27 protein-coding genes are annotated in these 25964 nt (G+C 33.5%); 22 read left to right on the top strand and 5 right to left on the bottom strand.

Translation table 11 applies throughout. The features are described from left to right. Position 1: 1 nt before the first annotated feature. Genes ACN0QX_RS06145 through ACN0QX_RS06130 form a run of 4 tightly spaced genes read left to right on the top strand, consistent with a single transcriptional unit; the run spans position 2 to position 3074 of the window. Positions 2 to 622 carry a tetratricopeptide repeat protein gene (locus ACN0QX_RS06145; RefSeq protein ID WP_417195891.1) on the top strand — a complete coding sequence of 207 codons (621 nt, stop codon included), beginning with the start codon at positions 2 to 4 and terminating at the stop codon, positions 620 to 622. 27 nt (positions 623 to 649) lie between these two features. After that, positions 650 to 1981, top strand: coding sequence for a 2TM domain-containing protein (locus ACN0QX_RS06140; protein WP_417195890.1), 1332 nt, complete (start codon positions 650 to 652; stop codon positions 1979 to 1981). Next, positions 1981 to 2292: a 2TM domain-containing protein gene (locus ACN0QX_RS06135; RefSeq protein WP_417195889.1), complete on the top strand. Its 312-nt coding sequence runs from the start codon at positions 1981 to 1983 to the stop codon at positions 2290 to 2292. Before ACN0QX_RS06140 ends, ACN0QX_RS06135 begins: the two co-directional genes overlap by 1 nt. A 26-nt stretch (positions 2293 to 2318) precedes the next feature. Further along, entirely contained in the window at positions 2319 to 3074 is a 756-nt protein-coding gene (locus tag ACN0QX_RS06130; protein ID WP_248400539.1) for a LytR/AlgR family response regulator transcription factor, read from the top strand. A 38-nt stretch (positions 3075 to 3112) separates the two neighbouring features. On the opposite strand, the gene ACN0QX_RS06125 is transcribed toward ACN0QX_RS06130, so the two are convergent. Beyond that, positions 3113 to 4285 (bottom strand): LETM1-related biofilm-associated protein, encoded by a 1173-nt coding sequence (locus tag ACN0QX_RS06125; protein WP_417195888.1) that lies wholly within the window; start codon positions 4283 to 4285, stop codon positions 3113 to 3115. A 146-nt stretch (positions 4286 to 4431) separates the two neighbouring features. Between ACN0QX_RS06125 and ACN0QX_RS06120 the strand changes: the two genes are divergently transcribed. The 4 genes from ACN0QX_RS06120 (at position 4432) to ACN0QX_RS06105 (ending at position 9331) form a co-directional block, all read left to right on the top strand. Then, entirely contained in the window at positions 4432 to 5082 is a 651-nt protein-coding gene (locus ACN0QX_RS06120; protein WP_256476244.1) for a DUF4331 family protein, read from the top strand. Positions 5083 to 5111: 29 nt separating this feature from the next. Further along, positions 5112 to 5684 carry a DUF4331 family protein gene (locus ACN0QX_RS06115; RefSeq protein ID WP_417195887.1) on the top strand — a complete coding sequence of 191 codons (573 nt, stop codon included), beginning with the start codon at positions 5112 to 5114 and terminating at the stop codon, positions 5682 to 5684. 90 nt (positions 5685 to 5774) lie between these two features. Then, on the top strand, positions 5775 to 7070 hold the full coding sequence (locus ACN0QX_RS06110) for a tetratricopeptide repeat protein (protein WP_417195886.1): 1296 nt from the start codon (positions 5775 to 5777) through the stop codon (positions 7068 to 7070). Between the two features lie 20 nt (positions 7071 to 7090). Further along, a complete protein-coding gene (locus tag ACN0QX_RS06105; protein WP_417195885.1) occupies positions 7091 to 9331 on the top strand; it encodes a TonB-dependent receptor in 2241 nt (746 codons plus the stop codon). Between the two features lie 391 nt (positions 9332 to 9722). On the opposite strand, the gene ACN0QX_RS06100 is transcribed toward ACN0QX_RS06105, so the two are convergent. The 4 genes from ACN0QX_RS06100 to ACN0QX_RS06085 form a co-directional block, all read right to left on the bottom strand. Beyond that, a complete protein-coding gene (locus tag ACN0QX_RS06100) occupies positions 9723 to 10154 on the bottom strand; it encodes a hypothetical protein (protein ID WP_417195884.1) in 432 nt (143 codons plus the stop codon). 9 nt (positions 10155 to 10163) lie between these two features. Then, positions 10164 to 10994, bottom strand: coding sequence for an anti-sigma factor domain-containing protein (locus tag ACN0QX_RS06095; protein WP_417195883.1), 831 nt, complete (start codon positions 10992 to 10994; stop codon positions 10164 to 10166). After that, on the bottom strand, positions 10994 to 11527 hold the full coding sequence (locus tag ACN0QX_RS06090; RefSeq protein ID WP_248400532.1) for an RNA polymerase sigma factor: 534 nt from the start codon (positions 11525 to 11527) through the stop codon (positions 10994 to 10996). The genes ACN0QX_RS06095 and ACN0QX_RS06090 overlap by 1 nt, the downstream gene beginning before the upstream one ends. Positions 11528 to 11617: 90 nt before the next feature. Then, positions 11618 to 12214 carry a superoxide dismutase family protein gene (locus ACN0QX_RS06085; protein ID WP_248400530.1) on the bottom strand — a complete coding sequence of 199 codons (597 nt, stop codon included), beginning with the start codon at positions 12212 to 12214 and terminating at the stop codon, positions 11618 to 11620. A 138-nt stretch (positions 12215 to 12352) separates the two neighbouring features. Here ACN0QX_RS06085 and hemN point away from each other — a divergent pair, with 138 nt between their 5' ends. The 14 genes from hemN to ACN0QX_RS06015 all read left to right on the top strand — a co-directional run bounded on the left by hemN (position 12353) and on the right by ACN0QX_RS06015 (position 25903). Beyond that, positions 12353 to 13717 carry an oxygen-independent coproporphyrinogen III oxidase gene (gene hemN / locus ACN0QX_RS06080; protein ID WP_417195882.1) on the top strand — a complete coding sequence of 455 codons (1365 nt, stop codon included), beginning with the start codon at positions 12353 to 12355 and terminating at the stop codon, positions 13715 to 13717. An 82-nt stretch (positions 13718 to 13799) separates the two neighbouring features. After that, positions 13800 to 14630, top strand: coding sequence for a universal stress protein (locus tag ACN0QX_RS06075; protein ID WP_248400527.1), 831 nt, complete (start codon positions 13800 to 13802; stop codon positions 14628 to 14630). Between the two features lie 216 nt (positions 14631 to 14846). Beyond that, complete coding sequence (locus tag ACN0QX_RS06070; protein WP_376860555.1) at positions 14847 to 15353, top strand: c-type cytochrome; 507 nt, start codon at positions 14847 to 14849, stop codon at positions 15351 to 15353. Positions 15354 to 15365: 12 nt separating this feature from the next. Continuing rightward, positions 15366 to 15941 carry a fasciclin domain-containing protein gene (locus ACN0QX_RS06065; RefSeq protein WP_417195881.1) on the top strand — a complete coding sequence of 192 codons (576 nt, stop codon included), beginning with the start codon at positions 15366 to 15368 and terminating at the stop codon, positions 15939 to 15941. 28 nt (positions 15942 to 15969) lie between these two features. Next, positions 15970 to 17928 (top strand): Sec-dependent nitrous-oxide reductase, encoded by a 1959-nt coding sequence (gene nosZ, locus ACN0QX_RS06060; RefSeq protein ID WP_417195905.1) that lies wholly within the window; start codon positions 15970 to 15972, stop codon positions 17926 to 17928. 130 nt (positions 17929 to 18058) lie between these two features. After that, positions 18059 to 18679, top strand: a complete 621-nt coding sequence (locus ACN0QX_RS06055) for a hypothetical protein (protein WP_417195880.1) — start codon at positions 18059 to 18061, stop codon at positions 18677 to 18679. Between the two features lie 34 nt (positions 18680 to 18713). Beyond that, positions 18714 to 19139 carry a nitrous oxide reductase accessory protein NosL gene (locus ACN0QX_RS06050; protein WP_417195879.1) on the top strand — a complete coding sequence of 142 codons (426 nt, stop codon included), beginning with the start codon at positions 18714 to 18716 and terminating at the stop codon, positions 19137 to 19139. A 40-nt stretch (positions 19140 to 19179) separates the two neighbouring features. After that, positions 19180 to 20427 (top strand): nitrous oxide reductase family maturation protein NosD, encoded by a 1248-nt coding sequence (locus ACN0QX_RS06045; RefSeq protein WP_417195904.1) that lies wholly within the window; start codon positions 19180 to 19182, stop codon positions 20425 to 20427. Then, positions 20421 to 21128, top strand: a complete 708-nt coding sequence (locus tag ACN0QX_RS06040; protein ID WP_248400517.1) for an ABC transporter ATP-binding protein — start codon at positions 20421 to 20423, stop codon at positions 21126 to 21128. Before ACN0QX_RS06045 ends, ACN0QX_RS06040 begins: the two co-directional genes overlap by 7 nt. Beyond that, on the top strand, positions 21121 to 21903 hold the full coding sequence (locus ACN0QX_RS06035; RefSeq protein WP_248400515.1) for an ABC transporter permease: 783 nt from the start codon (positions 21121 to 21123) through the stop codon (positions 21901 to 21903). The genes ACN0QX_RS06040 and ACN0QX_RS06035 overlap by 8 nt, the downstream gene beginning before the upstream one ends. A gap of 1 nt (position 21904) precedes the next feature. Then, positions 21905 to 22354: a hypothetical protein gene (locus tag ACN0QX_RS06030; protein WP_417195878.1), complete on the top strand. Its 450-nt coding sequence runs from the start codon at positions 21905 to 21907 to the stop codon at positions 22352 to 22354. Positions 22355 to 22408: 54 nt separating this feature from the next. Next, positions 22409 to 22807, top strand: a complete 399-nt coding sequence (locus ACN0QX_RS06025) for a hypothetical protein (RefSeq protein WP_417195877.1) — start codon at positions 22409 to 22411, stop codon at positions 22805 to 22807. Positions 22808 to 22975: 168 nt separating this feature from the next. Next, entirely contained in the window at positions 22976 to 23827 is an 852-nt protein-coding gene (locus ACN0QX_RS06020) for a hypothetical protein (RefSeq protein WP_417195876.1), read from the top strand. Positions 23828 to 23905: 78 nt separating this feature from the next. Further along, a complete protein-coding gene (locus ACN0QX_RS06015; protein ID WP_417195875.1) occupies positions 23906 to 25903 on the top strand; it encodes a TonB-dependent receptor in 1998 nt (665 codons plus the stop codon). Positions 25904 to 25964: the final 61 nt, after the last annotated feature.

The raw sequence follows: 25964 nt of genomic DNA, 5'->3' as shown, positions 1-25964 counted from the left end.
TATGAAATCACTTATAATCACGTGCACGCTTTTATTAGGCTTAGCAACTAAAGGTCAAACTAATTTTGAAAAAGGCATGACAAAGGCTTTTTCTTTGTGGCAGTCTGATAATATGAATGGGGCTGAACAACTTTTTGAGCGCATTGCAGATGCGGAACCAGATGAATGGCTTCCTGCTTATTATATTGCGCAAATTAACATTTTAAAAAGTTGGACAGAAAAGGATGTTAGTGTATTGACTTCTCAATTAGAGAAAGCTCAAAACTATATAGATTTGGCTAAAGCTATAAATCCAAATAATGCCGAAATTTTAGTTATGCAAGCCCAAATTTATACCAATTGGGTGGCCTTTGATGGTGCTACGTATGGCATGAAATACAGCGCCTTAATAAATGAGCTTTATAAGCAAGCGTATAAACTAGATCCAAAAAACCCAAGAGTGGTTCTTAATAAAGCAGAATGGGAAATGGGTAGCGCCAAATTTTTTGGTAAAGATACCAAGCCGTACTGCGAAGACATTGCTGGAGCCATAGAACTTTTTGTTACCTTTAAACCCGCTTCAGATTTTCACCCAAGTTGGGGGAAAGAACGTGCCGAACAAGTATTGGCTAACTGTAAATAATATTAAACAACAATAACCCACGACATCATGAATAGACTAATGAAAAATATACTACTCACTGTTGGTATAGGTGTTTTGGTTTTTTTGATTGGCAATGCATTATCTCGTGGTTTTGAGTTTGATAGCTTTAATGATCTGCTTGTAAACCTTATGTTTTATCAGTTGTATGCTTTTATTTTAGGATTTTCTAACATGTATTTTTTTGGATATTTAGGCAAACGTAACTGGAAAGATGATGAGAGTTTAAAACGAATACTGATAGGTGTTGTTGGTTCAGTTATAATTACGCTTTTTGGCTTATTTCTCTTGCACATGTTTGAAGCCTTGGCACTAGAGGGTAAAAGCTTTGAAACCTTTATTGCCAATGAATCGTACAGGAGTTATACCTTTGGTTTATGGATTACCTTAACCATTGTAATTACGTTTCATGCGGTTTATTTTTATAAGCAATCTCAAGAAAAAAAGGTTAAAGAATCTCAAATCGTTGCACAAACCCAGACCGCAAAATTTGATGCGCTTAAAAACCAGTTAGATCCGCATTTTCTGTTTAATAGTTTAAATGTACTATCTAGTTTAATTGAAGAAAATCCAGAAAACGCCCAACAATTTACAACGTCTTTATCAAAAATATATCGCTATGTTTTAGAACAAAAAAACAAAGATTTAGTATCTGTTGATGCGGAATTAGAATTTGCTAGAACGTATATGCTGCTATTAAAAATGCGCTTTGAGGACAGTATTATTTTTGATATTCCAAATCAGGCTTCCAATCCGGACAGCAAAGTTGTGCCATTAGCACTTCAGTTGCTCTTGGAAAATGCCGTAAAACATAATATGGTAACTTCTAGCAAACCTTTACATATTAAAATTTATGAACGCGAAGGTAATTTGGTAGTCGAAAATAACTTACAAACAAAACAAGTATTAAAAAAGAGTAGTGGAGTAGGGTTGAGTAATATAACGGAACGCTATTCGCTTTTAACAACTAAAAAAGTATTTATTAATCAAGAGTCATCGGTGTTCAAGGTCTCAATACCCATGCTTACAAAACAAATAACAATTATGGAGCCACAAGAAATTACAAATAAAGAAGAAGCTTATTATCGAGCTAAAAAGCAGGTAGAAGAAATAAAAGGGTTTTATGGAAACCTGATATCTTACTGTCTCGTTATTCCCTTTTTAATTTTTTTAAATTATAAAACATCTTGGGGTTTTCAATGGTTTTGGTTTCCAATGCTAGGTTGGGGTATGGGTATAGTGTTTCATGCTTTTGCCGTGTTTGGTTATGGTAAAACATGGGAAGAACGCAAAATACAAGAGATTTTAAACAAAGAAAATAATCAAAAAAAATGGAACTAATGAGTAATAATTTTAATTTTGAAGCGCAAGACCGCTTGGATCGGGCAAAAGCGGAAGTAAAAAAATTAAAGGGTTTTTATTCGCATTTATTTGTATATGTTGTTATCAATTTAATGATTGTGGTAATAAATGTACAAGAATTGGAGCCTGGAGAAAGTTACTTTCAATTTAAGAATTTTTTTACACTTACATTTTGGGGATTTGGATTGTTAGTCCATGGTTTATCGGTTTTTTTACCAAATTGGGTTTTAGGGAAAAACTGGGAAGAACGTAAAATTAAGGAATATATGGAACGCCATAATAAGAAATAAAACCAATCTAAACCAGCTAAAACACTATGAATGTCATAATAATAGAAGACGAAAAACCATCAGCAAGACGATTACAACGGATGTTAGATAAATTAGGAGTCCAAGCTGAAACTATGCTGCATTCGGTTGAAGAATCAATAAATTGGTTTGATAACAACCCACATCCCGATCTTATTTTTTTAGATATTCAATTAAGTGACGGTTTATCTTTTGAAATTTTTGATGCCGTAAAAGTTAAATCTGCTATTATTTTCACAACAGCCTATGATGAATACGCGCTGCAAGCTTTTAAATTAAATAGTATTGATTATTTGTTAAAGCCTATTGATACCGATGAATTGGCAGAAGCATTAGAGAAGTTTAAGGAACATCAATTTAAAGAGCAACAGGTAGCTTTGGATTTTAATGCTATAAAAAATCTGTTGGTTAATGCATCGGAACCAGAATACAAGAAACGTTTTTCAGTAAAAGTTGGGCAGCATTTAAAGCTGTTTACAATTGACGAAATAGAATGTTTTTATAGTGAAAATAAAGGTACCTACTTGCATACCAATCAAGGTAGAAGCTATCTTTTGGATACCACTTTAGAGCAATTAGATAACGAATTAAATCCAAAACAGTTTTTTAGAATTAGTAGAAAATTCTTTATTAATATCCATGCAATAAAAGATATGGTGAGTTATACCAATTCACGTTTAGAAATAAAACTAAATAACTTTAACGAACAAGAGGTAATAGTTGCTCGTGAGCGAGTTAAGGATTTTAAGAATTGGTTGGAATAATAAAAAACGTCTTTAAATTAAATAGTTACTTGGGCTTCTTAATCATCCACCCGGTTATCATCAAAAGCTGAAGGCAATAATTTTGGTATAAATTTTATTACAATTGGTAATAACAAGGCTCCACCAGGTAATAAAAATATGGCTAAACTTGGTATAGATTTAAAAATATCTAATAACTGGTTGTGTACGCGTTTTTGTTCGTCTTCATTTAATTCTCTTATGGTAGATTGCGTTAAAAGCTTCATTAAATCCTTACTTTCCTGAAGTTCCTTTAATAAACGCTTACTATTTCTAGAAATTAATTTGTTTACCATCTCGCTAGAATTATTGTAAAATGTTTTTACAACATTCTTGGAGCTTAATAAGGCTATTTTATCTTTATGTGTTTCGTAAAACACATTAATGGCACGTGTGGCTTCATCCATATTAGCGCCTTCTAATTGTAAGTCGGTTGATAATTTATTTAAAAAATCATATTCCTTCTTATCAATTATCGTATCGCCCCAGGCTGCCATACACGCAATATCTAAAATATAATATTTTTCTAAATCCCCCGAAATATGGGAGAGTGCTTCATTATAACTCATTTTTTTTGAGTCATGATATCTCCGTGACTGTTCAAATAAATTTATTAAACTTTCGTCATAATCACTTTTCAGAATTTTAGAATTTAAGGTGTGAATGACGACCGTTTCAATTGCCGCTTCTAAATTTTGAAGGTAAACTTCTGATATATGTTCTGTTTTTAAAAACGTTTTATAGGCTAGTACATCCGTAAATAATAAGGCATTGGTAATAAAGTAATTGAAACTTCTTTCAATTATGTTATCATCAATTTGAACTCGTTTATGAATGATTTTCTCAAGGGTAGATACATTTTTCTTGCCGCCTAAAAGTTCGGAAAAGAAGGATGCCTTGTAAGCGTTTATAAGTGTGTAAAAGTCTAGAATACTATCAACAAAATTACTTGTAGTGCCTGATGTGCTATGAATATAATTAAACGCCGTAATTAAATTTACTTTACATATCTCTTCACTTGTAAAATCGGAATTAGAGACATAGTCATTAAATACACCTACGTTACTTCCATAAATAAATCCGTTTTGACGAAGCTCTCTATAAAAGGTGTTTGTAGATAGGGTAGAAAGATTGGTACTAATATTTTCTACGAGTAATAATTTATTTATCCAGCCATTTGCTGATGGATTCATGTTCGTTTATTTGAGGGTGTAAAGATAGAGTATTAATCTAAAAAGTCCTTAAAAAATCATGTTAACAAAATTTTAACAAAACCGACTTTAAAGTTATTGCGTAGGTATGTGTGAGAGTCAATAATAATTAACAAAAACTCAAAATTATGAAAAACATGAAAATTTATTTAGGAATCGGTGTTGCAGTCGTAGCAGGTTTCTTTTTGGTAGCAGCCGATCATATCGATGCGCCAGCAGTAGCAGGTGGTACAAGTGATATCACTGATTTTTACGCCTTTCAGGGGCAAAACACAGACAATTTAGTTTTTGTCGCCAACGTTCAAGGGTTGATAAGTCCAGCAAATACTAGTGATGCAGCATTTGACGAAAACGTTTTAATAGAATTTAATATTGATACCGATCAAGACAATATTGAAGATTTAGTAATTCAAGCTATTCCAAGAAATGGTAAAATGTATTTCTTCGGGCCATCGGCGCCTTCTACAACAGGACTTAATAGTACAATCCTTATAGAAAATGCTAAAGGAAGTGTAGATATTTCGCAATATGGAGAATCTGCCATTATTGAAAACGCGAATCAAATGAAGTTTTTTGCAGGACCTAGAGATGATCCATTTTTTATGGATTTCGCACGTTATGGTGATATTATAGCAGGAAACGAGACGGAATTTGCTAATCCAGGATCAGATACGTTTGCTGGATCTAACGTAATGTCCATAGTGGTAGAAGTTCCAAAAAACCTTGTTGGTAGTACTGGAACTATAAATACGTGGGTAGAATCTAAACGTAAACAATAATAAACTAACAAATTTAAAACACAGATATTATGAAAAATTTAAAATACATATTAAGTATTGTTGCTATTGCAGCATTAACAATTAGTTGTTCAAGTGACGACGACTTTACACCAGCACAAGGAGGTCCAGCTGCTCCTGATTTCTCTGGGGTATTTGCACAACAAGATCAAATGGGAAGACCAGCAGTGAATACTGTATTCGTTTCCGGGGATAGTAAAAACATGTTTAATAAAACAATCCCAACACAACAAAATGCGGCATTTCAAAGCATGTTCCAAACCAATTTGGAAGGTTTAAGTCCTGCTTATGCCAATCCGGGAGATACAAATGCTTTAGGGTTAACATCAGCAGAATTTACAGGCTTATTAGCAACAGACGTTCTTAATGTTTCCTTAGATGGACCAACAACATTTTACGATGGAACGAACGTTTTAACAGGACGAAGTTTAACGGATGATGTTATTACAGTAGAATTGATATTGATTTTTGGTGGTGAAACAGGCTTAACAGCTCCAGAATTTCCAGGATTATCAAATGATAATGTAGATGCAAATGACAAAGATTTTTTAAATGAATTTCCATATTTAGCTAGCGCTTGGTAGAGATTCTATATTAGGGCATGTGAGGGCATGCCCTGATTTTTTTATTACAAAACAAACAAACAAAACAAACAAAACAAACAACATCAACACATGAAAACTTTAAAACAATATATCGGATTATTTGTTTGCATGCTTATTGTTACAAGTTGTGACAACCAACCCAAAGCAATAACCGAAAAAACAGATTACAATAGTTATTTAGAATTAGTCGAGAATGATGCGTTGCAAAAAGCTGAAAAGGACCTTTTATTTTGGAAAAAAAAGCTAGAAAAAGAACCATCGCAATATCCTTATGTAGCTAAAATTGCAGCGTCTCATTCTCGATTATTTACCATAACAGGAAGGGTTGAACATTTAATTTTAGCCGAAAAAAATTTAAAAGCAGTAAATGAACACACCAATTATAATAACGTAGGTTATTTGCGTTCACTATCGCGAAATTATATTTCTCAACACCGTTTTCGTGAAGCAAAAACAATGCTGGAAAAAGCTAAAACTAATGGTGAAAACATAGAAGCTACGTATAAAATGCTTTTTGATGTAGAATTAGAACTTGGAAATGTAGCTGCAGCAAAAACGTATTTGGAACGTATAAAAGATTTTAGTGATTTTGATTATTTAATTCGCTTGTCAAAATGGAGCGATCATCAAGGCGATTTGGATTCAGCCATAAAGTATATGGAACAAGCCACAGCTATGGCAGAAAGTGCTAATATTAATAGCTCTAAAGAATGGGCTTACACCAATTTGGCCGACTTTTATGGGCATGCTGGAAAAATAAAGGATTCTTATAATTATTATTTAAAAGCACTTGCCATTAATCCAAATGATGCTTATGCTAAAAAAGGAATTGCTTGGATTGTGTATTCCTATGAAAGAAATCCAGAAGAAGCCACACGTATTTTAAACACCTTAACGCAAAATTACCAAGTGCCAGATTTGTATTTATTGAAAGCTGAAATTGCGGATTTCATGAAAAACAAACAAGCCAAAGAAGGTAATATTGATATGTATTTAGCCTTAGTTTCAAATGACTCTTATGGAGATATGTATAATGCATATAATATTGAACTTTTTGTGGACTCTGAAGATCAACATGAAGCAGCTTTACAATTGGCAAAGAAAGAAATTCAAAACCGTCCAACGGCTATGTCCTATGATTTATTAGCATGGAGTTATTATAAAAACGGAAATGTTAAAAAAGCGTTAAGTATTATGGAAGAGTTCGTTATTGGTAATACTTTTGAACCTCTTGCCATTTATCATTTAGCCCTAATTTATAAGGCAAATGGATTAACTGAAAAAGCGCAAAAACTAAAACCCGAATTGGAGTCTAGTTCGTATGAATTAGGACCTGTTTTATCTCAAGAAATTTCAAGAATCTAACCTATTAAACCAAACCAATTATGCTAACTAAAACAGTAATTAAATATTTATTTGCCGTGTTTATCATGACTCAAATAGCTCATGCTCAAACGGTAAAAGGTGTTGTACATGATGATGAGGGACAACCTATTGAAAACGCTTATGTATATAATATTAACACCTCTAGTCACGCGCACACATTATCAAACGGAACGTTTATCATAGAAAATAATAATCAAGGCGATTCTTTAACCATTGGTTTATTAGGTTATGAAAAAATGTCTGTTATTCTCAATCAAGATCATTTAAAAAATGGTGTTCAAGTTGTTTTAAAGAGTAAAACAATTCTTTTAAATGAATTAGTTATTACCGAACAGGTAAATGCCATGAACAGTATTGCCAGAGTAGATTTGGAAACCAATCCTGTAAACTCATCACAAGAAATATTACGTAAAGTACCAGGATTAATTATTGGTCAACATGCCGGAGGTGGAAAAGCCGAGCAAATATTTTTACGTGGTTTTGATATAGATCACGGAACTGATATAAGTTTGTCTGTAGACGGAATGCCAGTAAATATGGTGTCTCACGCACATGGTCAAGGGTATAGCGATTTACATTTTGTAATTCCGGAAACCATCAATAATATTAATTTTGGTAAAGGACCATATTATGCTAATAAAGGTGATTTTGCAACTGCGGGATACGTAGATTTTAACACGAAAGATAATATTAATGGAAGTGAAGTTAGTTTAAGTTTCGGGCAATTTAACTCAATAAGAACATTAGGTATGTTTGATTTATTGAAAAACAACAAACGCTCTAATGCTTATGTGGCATTGGAATATATTGAGTTTGATGGTCCTTATGATTCGCCTCAAAATTTCAATCGTTTAAATTTATTTGGAAAATTCAGTACCTATTTAAAAGGTAATGATAAATTGTCCCTAACGGTTTCACATTTTACAAGTCGTTGGGATGCTTCTGGGCAAATTCCACAACGCGCTGTAGATAGTGGGCTAATTTCACGATTCGGTTCTATTGATGATACCGAAGGTGGAAACACCTCAAGAAGTAATGTGAATGTTGCTTATGAATCTATTTTAGATAACGACTTACAATTTAAATCCAATGTATTTTACTCTAAGTATGGTTTTGAGTTGTATTCCAATTTCACCTTCTTTTTAGAAGACCCTATTAATGGCGATCAGATTAAGCAATTTGAAAGTCGTGATATTTTCGGGTTTAATACCGCTTTCATAAAGGACACACATGTAGGTGAAGTAGATACCAAAATTACATCTGGTTTTGGTATGCGTTATGATATGGTTAATGATGTAGAGCTTTCTCATACCTTAAACCGAAACGAAACACTCAATTATTTAGCCTTAGGAAATGTAAACGAAACCAATATGTTTGGATATGTTAATGCTGAATTTAAGCTGAACAAATTTATTATAGCACCAGCTTTACGTTTGGACTATTTTAAATTTATGTATAACGATGCATTGGTGGCAGAATATGAAACACTATCTGAAACAAAAACAACAGTAAGTCCAAAATTGAATTTCTTTTATAATCAAAATGAAAACTTACAATTATTTTTAAAATCAGGAATAGGCTTCCATTCCAATGATGCGCGCGTAGTTGTTGCGCAAAATGGTGAAGAAATTTTACCAAGAGCTTACGGTGCCGATTTAGGCGCTATTTGGAAACCATTCCCAAAAATGGTGGTTAATACAGCATTGTGGTATTTGTTTTCAGAGCAAGAGTTTGTATATGTAGGAGATGCAGGTGTTGTAGAGCCTAGTGGAAAATCAGAACGTTATGGGTTAGATTTAGGACTTCGTTACCAATTTACAAATTGGTTGTATTTTGATACAGACGCAACTTTAACCCATGCCAGAAGTGTGGATGAACCAAGTGGTGCGGACTATATTCCATTAGCACCAGATTTTACACTAACAGGTGGTTTATCCATTAATGATTTAAATGGTTTTTCTGCAGGAATTCGTTACCGATATATTGATGATAGGCCAGCTAATGAGGACAACTCAATTGTTGCTACAGGTTATTTTGTAACCGATTTAAATATGAATTACGCCTTCAATAAAAATATTAGTGTTGGTGTAGCCATTGAAAATCTATTTGATACGGAATGGAACGAAACACAATTTGCGACAGAAACGCGATTACAAAATGAAATTGATCCTGTGGAAGAAATTACCTTCACACCTGGTACACCGTTTTTTATTAAAGGAATTGTGAGTTACAAGTTTTAAGTGTTTGTTGATGATAAGAATTACTAGCAAACTGCTTGTTCTTTTGAGCAGTTTGTTTAGTGTTTTTGTTAGTTTGTGGGCGTCTGTTTTATACAGGCGCTTTTTGTTTTATAGATTTTACTAGATATAAAATACGCTAGACCTAATAGCTATTAAAAGTGGCAGGTGCCAGTAATAACAATTTTTTTATCAATCTTAAAACTAGAAGTTAAACTCGACACTTCAGTTAAAACATCATATTCGTTATAAAAAAGCTTTTTTATGTAGATGCCTTGAGGCAAATTAATGTTATGCGTTTTCCATTTGTGATAAGCAGTAGGGTGTGTTAAAATGGGTGCATGTTCGCCCAGCAAAGAATCTATAATATACACATTGAAACCAGCACGTTTTCTTAAACGTTTTTTGAACTATAAGTACTTCTGAAACGATAATTTTGATGATTTCGGCCTTCCATTAAGGTGTCATTCAAAATATTATAATCATACATGTCCGCAACATTTTTTTTTGAATTACTGTAATCCCTTAAATACTCGCAAGGTATATTTATAAATTCTGCTTTGTTAAATTCGGCAATAGTGGTTATAACATCTGCGGCAAAAGAATCATGCACTTTAAAAAGAATATTATATTGTTTTTTTTCGTCAACCGCAATCTCTACAAAATAGCTATTATCTTTAGAGTTTGTTAGATAAATAACTTGTTTCTTAATAGTGTCTTTTTTAAAAATAGCCAACTCATAAGTCAGCATATAATCAAAGTGATAGGTTTTTTGCGAAAAACTAAAAAATGGAAGTATTAAGCATAGTAGAATCTTAATTCTCATGAGCAAAAATTAAGATTCTGAAGTAACAGCACCAAGCGTATACAATTGTTCCATAGTTGGCGTTGGACTACCGCCAGCAGGCTCTAATGTAATTCCAAATGCTTCCGATTGATTGGCATTTTCTATGGTAAATATTTTGTTGGTATTGCTGGTAAAGTTGTCTATAGTTCCTAGACTAGTAGGAGCAAGTGGATTTAAGGTTAAGGACCATACTTGGTATACTTTTCCAGCCGGAGGTTCAGGTAAACCTTGCACATCTAAATAAACCGTGTTGCCCTCTTTATCCCAATATACATTAGCATAAGATTCTGGCGAAACAGCTTGACCTGCAAGCGGAACAGAAAGAATATCTTTATCCCGTATAACCGATAATAATTTTTGAGCTTCCGTTAAGTTTGCGGTGGTTTTAGTTATACGCTCTTCTAATAAGGTATTATCAATAGTTTGTTTTTGTAATTCTGTTTCAACAACTTGAATATCAGATTTTAATGTGTTATTTTGATTAAAGAAGTACATTAAACCTACAGCTAGCAACACAGATGCTGCCCAGCCAGAATATGCCAAGTAATTTGTTTTAGGTTGATGTAGCGGAATCACTTTAGAATCCGCATCCGTATCCAAGCCTAATTTTTCTTTAACAGCCTTAAATAAGTGTTTGGACTCTGAAGGAGAAACAGCTGCAGTAAGCTGCATAACGGCAGCTTCAATTTTTAAAACCTCGTCTAATAAATCTGGATTTTCAAGGAGTTGGTTATAAACTGCTTCGTTTTCTTCATCAGAAAGACTACCAGCTATATACAGCTCTAAAATTCCAGATTCTATGTATTCTTGATTTGTCATTAATTTACGTCTAACATAATTCGTAGCTCATTGATGCAATTTCTGTTTCTGGTTTTAATCGTGCCAATGGGCATATCTAAAGTTTCAGAAGCTTCTTTTTGTGTATAGCCTTTAAAGTATAATAACTCGATTACCTCAATACACTTTTTTGCTAATTTGTCTACAAATTTTTTAATACCGATAGCATTTGTTTTGTCATTTAAGCTATCCTGATCTTCTAATATATCTACGAAAAAATCGGCTTGAAGGTTTTTTTTCGAATTCTTAAAGGTTTTAGATCGTGTTTTATCAATAGCGGCATTTCTAGCGATATTGAGAATCCAAGTAAAAAAACGTCCTTTTTTTGAAGAATATGAAGCTGAATTGTTCCAAGCCTTAATAAAGACATCTTGCATGACTTCTTCTGCAAGGTCATTATCACGAACAATATTATAAATAACACCATGCATACTTTCGCTATACATATTGTAAAGCGTTTCAAATGCTTTTTCGTTTTTGTCTTGAAATTGTGAAACCAAAGTTTCTAACTGCATATAGTTTGTATTAAGTGTCCAAATTAGGAAATAATTAGCAATAAAAAAAGCTGCACAAGGCAGCCTTTTAATTATTATTTCAGTATAGTTTTATTCAATAATACCAGCACAACTAACACGTGCTCCAGCATCTCCAGTAGGTTGTGTTGTAAAATCATCTACACCTTTATGCACAATTACTGCTTTTCCAATAATATCTTTGGCTGGATCGCCACAGCCAATACACCATTCGTCTGTGCTCATTGAAATAGTAGCATTTCCTTTTTCATCCGCTTCTAGGTTACCAATATCTCCTTTATGATAGCCTGCTGCATCACCCCATTTTCCGTGAGGTTCGCCTGTTGGATTCCAATGGCCTCCTGATGAGGTTCCATCATCTGATGAACAATCTGCTGTTTCGTGTAAATGAATAGCATGCATACCAGGCTCTAATCCACTTACAATAGCTGTCATGGAAACCGTTCCATTTTCTTCTTTAAAAACCACATTTCCAGTAACATTACTACCGCTTTTTGCGTTTAACTCAGCCGTTACTTTTTTAGCAGTTACAACGGCTTCTTCAGTCATGGTTTCAGTAACCACTTCGGTTTCTGTGTTTTCCATTTCTGTATTTTCTTTTTTATCATTTTTACAACTTGTAGCAAACGCTAAAGTAACTACAAGCGCTAAAAGGCTTAATTTTTTCATCTGATTTATTTGTTTTTGTGTTTATCCGAAAGTTACATATTTTTTTACTTAAAATGAAATACACGGACTTTATTGTATGATAATTATCATATTTTAATCGTGTAAAAGATTTTAGTTTTGCTTATTATTTAGAGAGGTATGACAAAGGTACTAGTAAACAAATATAATGTAGCGGGTCCGAGATACACTAGCTATCCAACGGTTCCATATTGGGATGATGCTACCTTTTCCATTGGCAAATGGGAAAATAGCTTAAAAAAATCCTTTAATGAAAGTAATGAAAGTGAAGGTATTAGCCTGTATATACATTTACCGTTTTGTGAAAGTTTATGCACCTTCTGTGGATGTAACAAACGCATTACTACTAGACATGAAGTAGAATCGCCTTACATAAATTATGTGTTAAAGGAATGGCGACTCTATGTGGAATTATTAGGAAACACACCTCAAATTAAAGAGTTGCATTTAGGTGGTGGAACACCCACTTTTTTTTCACCTAAAAATTTAGAACGACTCATTAATGGCATTTTTGCCATGGCTAAAAAAGCAGAGAATTACGAATTCAGTTTTGAAGGTCATCCAAATAATACAACGAAAGCACATTTACAAACATTATATAATTTAGGTTTTCGCCGGGTAAGTTACGGTGTTCAAGACTATAATGAAACAGTGCAGAAAGCTATTCATAGAATTCAACCGTTTGAAAACGTGAAGCGTGTTACAGAAGAAGCCCGTGAAATAGGTTATACATCAGTAAGTCATGATATTATTTTTGGGTTACCGTTTCAAACAGAAGCTCATGTTGCTGAAACAATTAGTAAAACCAAAGCATTAATGCCAGACCGCATTGCTTTTTATAGTTATGCGCATGTGCCATGGATAAAAGGAAATGGGCAGCGCGGTTTTAAGGATAGCGATTTGCCTTCAGCAGAAAGCAAACGTAAGCAGTATGAATTAGGAAAGGAAGAATTAGATGTTTGTGGTTATGTGGAAATTGGTATGGATCATTTCGCCTTAAAAACGGATAGTTTATATCAAGCTACAGAGACCAAAAAACTACATCGAAATTTTATGGGCTATACTGCTAGTAAGACTCAAATTATGGTAGGTTTAGGCGTTTCGGCTATTAGCGATAGTTGGTATGGTTTTGCACAAAATGAAAAGAAAATTGAAGATTATTACAAGCGTTTAGATACCGATGTTATTCCGGTGTTTAGAGGTCATATTTTAAATTCAGAGGACTTAATAATTAGACGTCATATTTTAAACCTCATGTGCCATTTTGAAACCAAATGGAGCTTAAATTCAAATTATTTTAAAGAGTTACCAGAGGTTTTAGTTCAATTAAAAGAATTGGAAACAGATGGTTTAATACTTATAAATACGGATTCAATTACGGTCACAGAAAAAGGAAAGCCTTATGTTAGAAATGTATGTATGGCTTTCGATTTGTTGCTTCAGAGAAAACAACCTGAATCACAATTATTTTCAATGACCATTTAAAATTAAACGATATCAATTAAATCATAATCAACCCAAAAACGTTTTAACAATTTGTTTTCGTTTTTAATAAAATTACCACATCATGAAAAAAATAATTGTACCGATAGATTTTTCAGAATATTCGGAATACGCATTAGAAACAGCAGCCATTTTAGCCAAAAAAAATAATGCTGAAATTTTAGCATTGCACATGCTAGAAATGTCTGAAACTATTTTAACAAAAGGTTCTGATGGCCAAATGGAATCCTTGTTTTTAATAAAATTGGCCGAAAAACGTTTTGGCGAATTTTTAGATAAATCTTATTTAGAAGGTGTAAAAGTTACACCAATTGTAAAGCACTTTAAAGTGTTTAGGGAAGTAAACGAGGTTGCTAAAGCACACCAAGCAGATTTAATTATCATGGGATCTCAAGGTAGCAGCGGAATTAAGGAATACTTTGTGGGTTCTAATACTGAAAAGGTAGTTCGCTATTCAGATATACCCGTTTTGGTTATTAAGCATAATCCTATTTTAACCGAATTTGAAACTATTGTTTTTGCATCGGATTTTTCAGACGATTCTGTTTCTGCTTATCTTAAAGCAAAAGATATGTGCAGAATTTTAGGTGCAAATATGAATATGGTGTACGTTAACTTACCCGGAGAAAACTTTAAGAGTACTGCAGAGATGGAAGGCAAAATTGTTGCATTCCTTAAAAAAGCAGAAGGTGATTTAGAAAGTTTATCAAAAGTCACTTATGTCAGTGATTATACGGTAGAAAATGGCATTTCAAACTTTGCTAACCTGATTGGTGCTGATCTGGTAGCAATTGCTACGCACGGTAGAAAAGGAATTGCTCATTTTTTTGAAGGCAGTATTTCAGAGGATATAGCCAACCATTCCACATTGCCAGTAATGACATTTAAAATTTAATTTTCATAGTAATTTCATAGTAATTTTTTTTATTGAAGAGAAAGAGCCGGGCAAATAGCTTGGCTTTTTTTATGTTTTTCCCTATTTTAAGGTATTATAAATCAGGTTGATGGTAAAAAGGGATAATATTATCCTAAATATATTTGAAATATGATTTTTGTCATATTTTTCATTCAGCTTTATTCTTACTTTTGACCTATAAATTTTAAATACACTATGAGAACATCACTAAAACTAATGACATTATTATTCGCAATCGCCTTAATTGGTTGCGGCGGAAAGGAAGAGAAGAAAAAAGAAACTTTTTCTTATGACAAAAAAGCTCCTAAAACAGAAACAACAACTACAACACCAAAAGAAGCGGTAGTACCGCCTTCTAAACGCGTTGACTTAACTAGTAAAGGTGTTGGGCCAATTACCTCGCTAACTTTGGATGCTAATATAGATCAGGCCATGGCTGATAAAGGTGCTGACATTTACCAAAAAATGTGTACCGCTTGCCATAGGGTTGACAAGAAATTTATTGGACCTGCACCAACAGGTATTTTGGAGCGCAGAACGCCAGAATGGGTTATGAACATGATTTTGAATCCTGAACAAATGGTTAAAGAAGATCCATTATCTAAAGAATTATTAATGGAATTTAATGGGTCTCCAATGGCTAATCAGAACCTTACGGAAGAGGAGGCTAGAGCTGTATTAGAATATTTTAGAACCTTATAATAACCAAAAACTATGAAACCAATTAAAAAACTAATGCTTTCGGCCTTTTGCTTATCACTTTTTTTAGGCTGTAAGAATGAAAACGCTGAAGGGACTTCGGTTGAAGCTGACAAACCAGCAGCTACAGAAACAACAGAACGAACTGGTCAGGCTTTTATTGAAGATGATGGGTCAACTCCAAATGTATTACAAATAGCAATAGGTTCCCCAGACCATACAACACTAGTTGCTGCGGTTCAAGCTGCACAATTAGAAAATGCACTTGTTAATGCAGGACCTTTAATGGTTTTTGCACCAACAAATGAAGCGTTTGCAGCTTTGCCAGAAGGAACTGTTGAAGATTTGTTGAAACCTGAAAACAAGGATGCTTTAGCAAATATTTTGAAGTACCATGTAACCCCAGGTAACTATTCTAAAGAATTTTTAACCAAGTTCAAAAAACTGGGTCAAGCAAACAATCAAAGTTTGACAGTAGAAGTTATTGACGGTGAACCTATGATTGGAGGCGCTAAAATATTAGCAAGCATTCCAGCAGGAAATGGTATTGTTCATGTAATTGACAAAGTATTGTTGCCACCAACAGAATAATTAGAAAACACTTAAAACTAAATAAATGATGAAAAATAAATTTAAATTATCAATAGGATTGATGGTTGCGGCACTTGCCTTTACAAGTTGCAATAATTCAACGCAAACATCAAACAAAGGGGCATTAGGCTCTAGTGCGGCTGAAAAGGTGTACGTAGCTCCTGGTGAGCATGATTCGCATTATGCTTTCATGTCGGGAGGTTATAGTGGAAACTTAACAGTTTATGGATTACCTTCTGGACGTATGTTTAAGGAAATTCCAGTTTTCTCGCAGTTTCCAACTAACGGTTATGGTTATTCTGAAGAAACCAAACCAATGCTAGAAACATCTTATGGTTTTATTCCTTGGGATGATTCGCATCACCCAGATATTTCACAAACAAATGGTGAATTAGATGGCCGTTGGATTTTTATTAATGGAAATAATACGCCACGTATTGCCAGAATTAGTTTAAAAACATTTGAAACTGAAGAAATTATTGAAGTTCCAAATAGTGCAGGTAACCACAGTTCGTCTTTTATTACTGAAAACACGGAGTATGTAGTTGCAGGAACGCGTTTTTCTGTTCCAGTACCACAGCGTGATATGTCAATAAAAGATTATAAAGGAAACTTTAAAGGTGCCTTAACCTTCATTAGTGTAGATCCAGAACATGGTCATATGGATATTAAATTCCAAATATTGATGCCAGGTTTTAACTATGACTTATCGCACCCTGGTCGTGGGAAATCTCATGGATGGTTCTTCTTCACAACTTATAATACAGAGGAAGCAAATACTTTATTAGAGGTGAATGCATCTCAAAACGATAAAGATTTTATTGCAGCTATTAACTGGAAAAAAATTGAAGAATATGTAAATAATGGCGGTGGTACAATGATGCCAGCAAATTATGCGCATAATTTACATAGTGATGTTACGCATACAGCAACATCAACTATGAAAAAAGAAGTTCGCGTTGTAAATCCAGCAGAGGTTCCAGGTGCGGTATACTTTTTACCAACACCTAAATCACCGCATGGTTGTGACGTAGATCCTTCTGGAGAATATATTGTAGGTAACGGTAAATTATCAGCTAACTTAACCGTGCATTCATTTACAAAAATGCTTGATGCGATTGAGAAGGAAAAATTTGATGGTGAAGCTTATGGAATTCCAATTTTAAATTTTGAAGATGTTTTAGCTGGTTCAGTTGAGCAGCCAGGTTTAGGACCATTACATACAGAATTTGATGGACAAGGAAATGCTTATACAACCTTCTTTATTTCTTCTGAAGTTGTAAAATGGAAATTAGGTACTTGGGAAGTGTTGGATAGAAAACCTACGTATTACTCTGTTGGTCACTTAACAATTCCTGGAGGAAACTCTAGAAAACCATTTGGTAAGTATATGTTCGCTATGAACAAAATTACAAAAGATCGTTATTTACCAACGGGACCTGAAATGGAGCACTCTGCCCAATTATATGATATTTCAGGCGATAAAATGGAACTTTTATATGATTTCCCAACACACGGTGAGCCGCACTACGCTGCAGCAATGCCAGCAGAAATAATTAAGAACCAATCTGAAAAGTTCTTTAAATTATCTGAAAATGAACACCCACGTAAAACCTTAAGTGATGGGGAAGCTAAAGTAGTTCGTGATGGTAAAAATGTACATGTTTACATGACCATGATTCGTAGCCACTTCTCACCAGATAATATTGAAGGCGTTAAAGTAGGAGATAAAGTATTCTTCCACATAACCAACCTGGAGCAGGATTTTGATGTACCACATGGTTTTGCTATGATTGGTGCTAATAATGCCGAATTATTAATTATGCCAGGTCAAACAAGAACCTTAACATGGGAAGCTAAGCAAGTTGGTGTATGGCCGTTTTACTGTACGGATTTCTGTTCAGCATTACACCAAGAAATGCAAGGATATATTCGTGTGTCACCAGCTGATTCTGATATAGAATTGTCTTGGTCACTCGGTGAATAAATTAAATTAAAGAATAGGAGAATTTTGTTTTAGTGTTTATTTTCCTAATAAGGCGAGAGTAGATGATTCGCTCTCGCCTTTCTTTTTAAATCACTATTAACTAAATGGTTAATTATAAAAACTTTATATTATGAAAAAGGCTGGCATTATAATGATAATAGGATCGTTATTGTTATTGGGACTTTTTAAATTTCCGCTTTGGAATATTATGCTGGGAGCACCTCAATATCCTGAACCTTTAGGCATGGATATTTATATTGATGGTATTAAAGGTATAACAGAATTCGATCTTCAAAATATTGATGGGTTAAACCATTACATTGGTATGAAAACCATACCGAAACCTGAAGAGATGTGGGAGTTTTCAGTATTCCCTAAAGTTATTACTGGTATGGTAATTCTTGGTGTTGTCATAGGATTTCTTGGGTTTTTAGAAAAAATAAGCTATAAATTCTTCTTAGGATGGTTTTTATTAATGTCTATTTTAGGCGTATTAGGAATGTATGATTTTAATAATTGGTTAATTGATTATGGGAGTAATTTAGATCCCCATGCCATTATTAAGGTTACAAACCCAGATGGTACTCCAATGTCCTATAAACCACCATTAATTGGATATCAAAAATTACTGAATTTTGATGTAGATTCATGGCCTCATATTGGAGGATACTTAATGTTTATAGGCATGTCTTTAACCCTTGTTGCTTTTTGGTTAGGAAGAAAAGCAACATTAAAGCAAACGCCCCAGTAAACAATTTGAAAAAAACATTAAACACTAAACACTAATGAAACAATTAATTTTAATACTACTTCTTGGCGTTACTATTACGTCGTGTACGGTAAAACCAGAACCTATAAACTACGGTCAAGATGCATGTCATTTCTGTAAAATGACAATAGTAGATAAAGTACACGGAGCCGAGGTTGTCACGCACAAAGGCAAAGTTTACAAATTTGATGCCTCCGAGTGCATGGTTAATTTTATGGATGATTTTGATACCGAAGAAATTAAGCTATATTTAACCAACCACTTTAATGAACCTGAAACGCTTATTGATGCAACTACGGCTACGTTTTTAATTAGTAAAAACGTTCCAAGTCCTATGGGTGCCTTCTTAACAGCATTTAAAACCAAACAAGAAGCGGCAACTGTGCAGGCAGAACAAGGTGGCGACATTTATACATGGGATGCCTTATTGGAGCACCTATAAGAGTAATTTCGAACATATTTAAACACTAAAACATGTTATGATGCCATTAAAAAAGCACCATATAGTAGCTGCTATTCTCATATTACTAGTGGGAAATTCAGTCTTCTCTCAAAATATTAGAGTTTGCAAAACCTGTGATATCAAAACCCTACAAGGCGGTATTGATGCTGCACAAGCAAATGATACTATTATTATTGAAAAAGGAATCTACAAAGAAATTGACGTACTCGTTAATAAACCACTAACCATTATTGGCAAGGATTATCCCGTTATTGACGGGGAAATGAAAGGCGAAATTATTACCATTACTGCGGATAGTGTTACAGTGGACGGTTTATTTATAAAGAACGTAGGAACAAGTTATACGTCAGATTATGCAGCTATACGCTTGAAACGTGTTGAAAATTTTGTTGTCAAAAATCTGGTATTAGAAAAATTATTTTTTGGTATTTATGTTGAAAAATCTAAAAACGGAAAAATTAGTAACAACAAAATAATTGGCGATGCAAAAGAAGAATATAACTCCGGAAATGGTATTCAATTATGGTATAGCCACAATATTGATATAGAAAATAATATTGTGCAGCGTGTTCGTGATGGTATTTATTTAGAATTTTCAGATGATTGCACCATAAAAAATAATGTGAGTTCTCATAACGTGCGTTACGGATTGCATTTTATGTTTTCGAATGATGATATTTATCAAGATAATCTGTTTGAAAAAAATGGGGCAGGCGTAGCCGTTATGTTTTCTAAAAAAATAAAAATGTATAACAATATTTTTAGAGAAAACTGGGGAACGGCGTCTTATGGTTTATTGCTTAAAGAAATAAATGATGCCGAAATTATGTACAATACATTTGAACAAAACACTATTGGTATTAATACAGAAGGTTCCAACCGCATCCGCTATGAAAACAACAACTTTATAAGTAACGGCTGGGCTATAAAAGTTCTTGGCGCTTGCTATTCAAACACGTTTAAGGGCAATAACTTTTTATATAACTCCTTTGATATGGCCTATAATAGCAAAGTGCATGACAATGAATTTGATGGTAATTATTGGAGTAATTATACGGGGTATGATTTGGATAAAGATGGTGTCGGTGATGTACCATACAGACCTGTTAAACTCTTTTCATATATTGTAAACCGGACGCCAGAGACTATTATTTTACTACGTAGTTTATTTATTGATATTATTGATTTCTCTGAAAAAGTATCACCTGTATTTACACCAGATAACTTACTGGATAATAACCCTAAAATTAAAAAAATAACATGGTAAGTGTTGAAAATTTACATAAAAAATTTGGCAAAAATAACGTTCTAATTGGTCTAGATTTAGATATTAATGAAGGTGGTATTTTTGCCGTATTAGGGCCTAATGGTTCTGGGAAAACCACACTCATTAAATCCATATTAGGTATGGTTATTCCAGATCAAGGAACTATTTCTATTCATGGAAAATCTATTAAAAAGGATTCTAATTACAGAAAGCAAATAGATTATTTACCTCAAATTGCTAATTTTCCAAGTAACCTAAAGGTAAAAGAACTTATTAAAATGATTAAGGACTTAAGAGGTAATTCAACCAACGAAGAGGCTCTAATCCAAATGTTTAAATTAGAACCTTTTATTGATAAAAAACTCGGTCAGCTATCTGGAGGAACCAAACAGAAAGTAAATATTCTATTAACTTTTATGTTTGATAGTCCATTGGTTATTTTAGATGAGCCAACAACTGGTTTAGATCCTATAGCTCTAATCCGATTAAAAGAGCTAATTAAAGCGGAGAAAGCCAAAGGTAAAACGGTGTTAATTACATCGCATATTATGAGTTTTGTGGAAGAAATCTCTGATGAAATCGTTTTCCTTTTAGAAGGGAAAATTTATTTTAAAGGCAGTATTCCGGCGCTAAAAGCACAAACCAATCAACCAGATTTAGAACACGCAATTGCATCCATCTTAACTACAAATCATGTTTAAAATATTAAAATATAGTTTTTACGACCTTATGCGTAGCCGTTGGAGTTACGTGTATTTTGCCTTTTATTTATTATTAGGTATCGTGTTATTATTTCTTAATAATGACCTTTCAAAAGCAGTTATAACCCTAATGAATGTCATCATTATTTTAGTGCCACTTATTGGGACTATTTTTGGTGTTATGTATTATTATAATTCTAAAGAATTTACAGAGCTTCTATTAGCACAACCTTTAAAACGTTCATCTATATTTTTAGGACAATATTTGGGTGTAGCTATTTCGCTGTCTATGAGTTTAATTTTAGGACTCGGAATACCGTTTGTATTCTACGGTTTGTTTATGTCCAATGCCATTTGGGATTTTAGTCTCTTGCTCATAACAGGTGTGTTTTTAACACTTATTTTTACTGCTTTGGCATTTAACATAGCCTTATCCAACGAAAATAAAATAAAAGGTTTTGGATATGCTATCTTAATGTGGCTTTTTCTAGCCGTTATTTATGATGGTTTGTTTTTAATGTCTTTATTGTTTTTTGAAGATTATCCTCTTGATAAATTATCATTAATCGGAACCGTTTTAAATCCGGTAGATTTATCACGAACACTCATTTTGTTAAAACTTGATATTTCGGCTTTACTTGGTTACACGGGAGCCGTTTTTAAACAATTTTTTGGAACGAGTTTCGGCTTAATAGTATCCTTTACCATGCTCGTAGTTTGGGTGCTTTTACCTGTTTTACGTATTGTTCAAAAATCCAAGAAAAAAGACTTTTAATATGAAACCTATTCTCTTTATTTTACTGGCATGCGTCGTGCTTTTTACAAGTTGCAAAAGCGAAAACAAATCAACTAATACGGATGAAATTGGCCATAAAATATCCATAACAGATACCTTACAGTTAACCTTTAACAAAGGAGATAAATGGCTTGTGAATGCTGAAACACATGAAGGTGTTAAAAACATGGAGGCTGTCATTAATGAATTCAAAGCTGAGAAATCTGAAAATTATAAAGAATTAGGTAATAAACTTTCCAAACAAACCAGTTATGTTATTAAAAATTGTACCATGACCGGTGCGTCACATGATCAGTTACATGTGGTGTTAGTACCTATGTTAGACGAAATTAGCGTGTTACGAGAAAGTAATAATTTGATTATGGCTAAAACGTCTTTAACTAATTTAGAAGACTTGATTCAGGCGTATTTTAAACATTTTAATTTATAGTTAAATGTGATTTTTATCATGTAATTATAATAGATGAATTCTTAAATTTGTCATATGATTAAAACAGTTTCACATATAATAACCGCTCATGTGCTTGTGCTAATTTTGTTAGCACACAACATTAATTCGTTGGTTATTGTTACAGATTTTGTTTTAAATCAAGACTTCATTGCTAAAACCCTTTGTATTCAAAAGGAGGATCAGCAAGGTTGTAACGGAAAGTGTCAACTGAAAACTGAACTCGCTAAAAATGAAACTGGAACGGATGGTAAATCGCCAGCTCAAAATACGGTTAAACGTCAAACTTTAGATGTCTTCTTCGTTTCAGAAATTAATGTTATTTCAGATCAATTGGAAACTGTAAAAAGTGTGGCGGTTTCTACTTATTCATACACACCAAGGCTTGACAATCAGTCATTATCCGTGGAAACACCTCCTCCAGATTTTAGTTAATTTTTTAGTGTTAAAAAACAACTAGTTTTTCTGTTTCTACCCATGCATTATGGTGTAGGCATAGTTTTTACAATCTAATTTTTAGTATATTTTTTATCCGTGAACAGTTATTTATACTATCTGTACTGGTAATTAATTAGCTAAACTAAACTCAAAACACAATATAAAATGAAACTAAAATATATCTTACCTGTATTATTCATCGCTTTATTCACAACGGCTTGTTCTGAAGATGACACGAATTTCGATACGCCAATTGTAAATGAAGTGGAAGGCCTTAATAAAGTTCAAGAACTTACAAATAGCACACATACTATTGAATTATTTAATGCTTCTGGCCGTTTTTATACAGGATATAATGCCATTAGCGTTCGTATTAAAGATAATACCACAAATAACTATGTTGAAAATGCATCTATAAGCTGGATGCCTGTAATGCAGATGCCAACTATGCAACATTCTTGCCCGAATGCTAACCCGACTAAAGAACCAGGTAAAAACACCGTTTACAAAGGAAATATCATTTATCAAATGGCTTTTACGGATGGAACAGGTTGGTCATTAACGGTAAACTACACCATTGATAACGTGGATTATTCAGCTACTTCAGACATTACAGTTATGCAAAATGAAGATCAAAATGTGTCTAGTTTTGTTGGTAGTGATGATAAACGTTATGTAGTTGCCATGGTGGCGCCAACAAACCCCATTATTGGAAATAATGAGTTGGTATTGGGTGTTTATGAAATGGAAAACATGATGTCTTTCCCAGCGGTTCAAAATTACAGTCTATCATTAGATCCAAGAATGCCAGGAATGGGTAATCATAGTTCACCAAATAACACGAACTTAACATACAATTCTTCTGACAATCTGTATCATGCCAATTTAACCTTAACTATGACAGGGTATTGGGTGTTAAACCTAAAACTTATGGATGGTCAAGGTGAAATTCTTAAAGGTGAAAATGTAACGGAGGACAACATTCAAAGCAGCCTTTATTTGGAACTTGAATTTTAATTCAAATCTTATTTAAAACCTATAGATAGCTTGCTTTTGGCTATGCTATCTATAGGTTTCCCAAAACACTATTTAGCTATGAAAAAGTATATTATATACGGCATAGGTTTCTTGTTTAGTGCTTTTATGTACGCACAAGAAGTAGAAACTACCGTAGAAAAGGATACCACACAACTCCAAGAGGTTATTTTGATTGGACAGCGCAAATTAAGTAATTATCGACAAGAGAAAACGTTGTCCAGTGTGGATGATTATTTAGAGAAATCGAATAAAATTACCATGATTAAACGTGGAAATTATGCCTGGGAGCCTACCATGAACAACATGACTAGCGAACGTTTGAACGTTACTATTGATGGGATGCAAATTTTTGGTGCCTGTACAGATAAAATGGACCCAATAACATCCTACGTTGATGTGTCTAATTTAGAAAAAGTAAACATAGGATCTGGGCAAGAAGGAACAGAAAATGGTCATGTTATTGGTGGTGGCATCGACTTACAGTTACCGCAATCTAAATATTATGATTTTGGTTTTAAAGGTAGTGCGGATTTAGGCTATGAAACCAACGGAAATTACCGAACAGCTGGTTTAGATTTAGAGTACTCAGGAAATAAATTTTATATTAATGCAGATGGTATTTATCGAAAATCTGATAATTATGATGCCGGAAATAATCAAGAAGTTTTGTACTCGCAATTTGAAAAATACAATGTTTCGGTTCAAAGTGGTTATAAATTAAATGAAAAGCATACTATAGATGCTAATCTTATTTACGATAAAGCAACAGATGTTGGGTATCCAGCATTACCTATGGATGTGTCTTTAGCCGAAGCTTTAATTACTTCTTTAACGCACACGTATAAAAATGATTCCACGTTGGTGAAATCTTGGGAATCTAAACTATATTATAATACCATAACGCATATTATGGACGATTCCAAACGTCCAGATGTTCCAATTAGAATGGATATGCCAGGCTGGAGTGACACCTATGGGTTTTACAGTAAAGTAGGATTTAAAGAAAATAAACACGATTTATTAATCAATTTAAACGGGTTTTATAATCGTTCTGTTGCCGAAATGACCATGTATCCAAATGACCCCAATCAACCAGCTATGTTTATGTACACGTGGCCCGATATTAGAACGTTATATTCAGGAGTTTTTGCCAAAGATGCTATTACATTAAGTGATAAATCAACATTGACAGCTTCCGCTAGATTTAGTTTTCATAATAATACCATTGCAGAGCAAGTAGGATTAGAAAGTTTACAAATTTTCTATCCAGATTTAACGGATAGTAAAAATCGGTTTTTAATGAGTATTTCTGCTGATTATAAGCTAAAAACTAAAACCTACGATGCTAGTTTTGGTCTTGGTTATGGTGAACGCGCACCTTCGGTTAGCGAAGGTTATGGTTTTTTCCTCTTTAACAGCTTTGACAATTATGATTATATAGGAAATCCAACATTAAATAATGAAAAGGCTATGGAAGTTAATGCCAAAGCAAACTATTATAAAAAACGCTTTCAAGTAGGTGTCGAGGCATCTTATTTCTACATTATGGATTACATTATTGGTGAAATAGATCCAAACTTAAGTGCTATGACTATTGGTGCAGACGGTGTACGCGTTTATAATGCGTTATCTTATGCGTCTATCTTTGATGTATTTATAAATGCTAGTTATGATTTTACCGATAAACTATCGGGAAATGCAACTTTAGGCTACAATTATGGTTCTGGCAGTAATGGTGAAAATTTACCACTTATTAAGCCTTTTTCATATGTAGCGGAAATAGCCTATAATCTTACAACGTTTAATGTAGCCTTACAGTTGGAAGGAAATGGTAATCAAAGTCGTTATAGTAGTTATTATGGAGAGGACAATACATCAGCTTATGCTGTTTTAAACCTTAATTTAGGTAATATTTTATATGTGAAGAATAATAAAATGATTTTCAAGTATGGCGTAGAAAACATATTAGATGCTAATTATTCCACTTACGCGGACTGGAATAATATTCCACGTCAAGGTCGAAATTTCTATGCAAATGTGTCGTATGTGTTTTAAAGGAATATACTAGATAATGGTGAAACAAAGTAAAAGCTTTCAATGTACATTGGAAGCTTTT

The organism is Bizionia sp. (genome assembly GCF_048259285.1).
GTDB lineage: Bacteria > Bacteroidota > Bacteroidia > Flavobacteriales > Flavobacteriaceae > Algorimicrobium > Algorimicrobium hallyeonense.
The sequence above is the reverse complement of the archived record's forward strand: the minus strand, read 5'-3'. Positions and strand labels throughout refer to the sequence as shown.